Raw genomic sequence first — 1,449 nt, 5'->3', positions numbered from 1 at the left:
GCTTCGGGACCGTGGCGCACCAGGCTCCGGCACATCTTGTACGGGCCGTGGCGGAGGCGACGGGAGCGGCGCCCGGCGCCGTGCTGACCGTGTCCACCGCGACCGGTTCCGCCGAGCGCGCCGCCGAGCTGGCGGCCCGTCACCCGGGGGCGCTCGCCGAGGCGATGGAGGGGTTCGGCGTCGCCGAGGCCGCCGCCGCGCACGGCGTGCCCGCGCTGGAGATCCGGGCGGTCTCCAACCCGGTGGGGCCCCGCGACCGGGCGGCCTGGCGGATCGGGGAGGCCCTGGACGTGCTGCGGCTCGCCTTCGGCGGCTGGGCGGACTTGATGGGCCGGCTGGACCGGCTGGAGCCCGTAACCGAAGACAGCGCAGCCAGCGAAAAAAGCGAAGTCGGCACAGGTAGCGCAGACAGCGAAGAAGAGGAGAGAACCCCATGACCGAGCCTCTGAAGATCGCGTACTCGCCGTGCCCGAACGACACCTTCGTCTTCGACGCGTGGGCGCACGGCCGCGTCCCCGGCGCGCCCGCCCTTGACGTCACCTTCGCGGACATCGACATCACCAACGGCATGGCGGAGCGCGGCGAGTTCGACGTGCTCAAGGTGTCGTACGCGGTGCTGCCCTGGGTTCTCGACGACTACGCCCTGCTGCCCTGCGGCGGCGCGCTGGGGCGCGGCTGCGGCCCGCTGGTCCTCACCCGGGGATCGGCGGAGGCCGGTGACCCGGCGAGCCTGCGCGGGAAGACCGTCGCGGTGCCCAGCGAGCGGTCGACGGCGTATCTGCTCTTCCGGCTCTGGGCGGCGGCCGAGGTGCCGGGCGGGGTCGGCGACGTGGTCGTGCTGCCGTTCCACGAGATCATGCCCGCGGTCCGGGACGGCAAGGTCGACGCGGGTCTGGTCATCCACGAGGCGCGGTTCACCTACCAGGACTACGGGCTGCACCGCCTCGCCGACATGGGCGAGCACTGGGAGGCCACCACCGGGCTGCCCATCCCGCTGGGCGCGATCATCGCGAAGCGCTCGCTCGGCGCGGAGCGGCTGCGCGGGCTGGCCGAGGCCGCGCGGACGTCGGTGCGGATGGCGTGGGACGACCCGGAGGTCTCCCGCCCGTACGTGCTGGAGCACGCGCAGGAGATGGACCCGGCCGTCGCGGACCGGCACATCGGGCTGTACGTCAACGAGTTCACGGCCGACCTCGGCGAGGACGGGTACGCGGCGGTGCGCGGGCTGCTCACGCGCGCGGCGGCCGAGGGGCTCGTACCGCCCCTCGGCCATGACGCGCTGCGTTTCGTCTGAGCTGTCCGGCAGGCTCACCCGCCCCGGTCACACGTCCAGTTGGTCGGCCACCGCGCGCAGCAGGCCGGCGATCTTCGCGCCCTGCGCCTTGTCGGGGTAGCGCCCGCGCTCCAGCATCGGCGTGATGTTCTCCAGCAGCGTCGTCAGGTCCTGGA

The 1,449-nt window shown here is 73.6% G+C and carries 1 protein-coding gene and 2 pseudogenes; 2 read left to right on the top strand and 1 reads right to left on the bottom strand.

What is annotated here, in order from left to right; translation table 11 throughout:
* Together ACFU99_RS43555 and ACFU99_RS43550 are read left to right on the top strand one after the other, a co-directional pair.
* Window positions 1-437 (top strand): annotated as a pseudogene (locus tag ACFU99_RS43555) (hypothetical protein); the annotation flags it as partial.
* On the top strand, window positions 434-1,294 hold the full coding sequence (locus ACFU99_RS43550) for a 1,4-dihydroxy-6-naphthoate synthase (protein ID WP_384404302.1): 861 nt from the start codon (window positions 434-436) through the stop codon (window positions 1,292-1,294). The pseudogene ACFU99_RS43555 and the gene ACFU99_RS43550, both read left to right, overlap by 4 nt.
* 27 nt (window positions 1,295-1,321) lie before the next feature.
* On the opposite strand, the pseudogene ACFU99_RS43545 reads toward ACFU99_RS43550, so the two are convergent.
* Window positions 1,322-1,449, bottom strand: a pseudogene (locus tag ACFU99_RS43545) (cold-shock protein); the annotation flags it as partial.

It is taken from the genome of Streptomyces sp. NPDC057654 (assembly GCF_042800135.1).
Classification (GTDB): Bacteria; Actinomycetota; Actinomycetes; order Streptomycetales; family Streptomycetaceae; genus Streptomyces.
The sequence above is the reverse complement of the archived record's forward strand: the minus strand, read 5'-3'. Positions and strand labels throughout refer to the sequence as shown.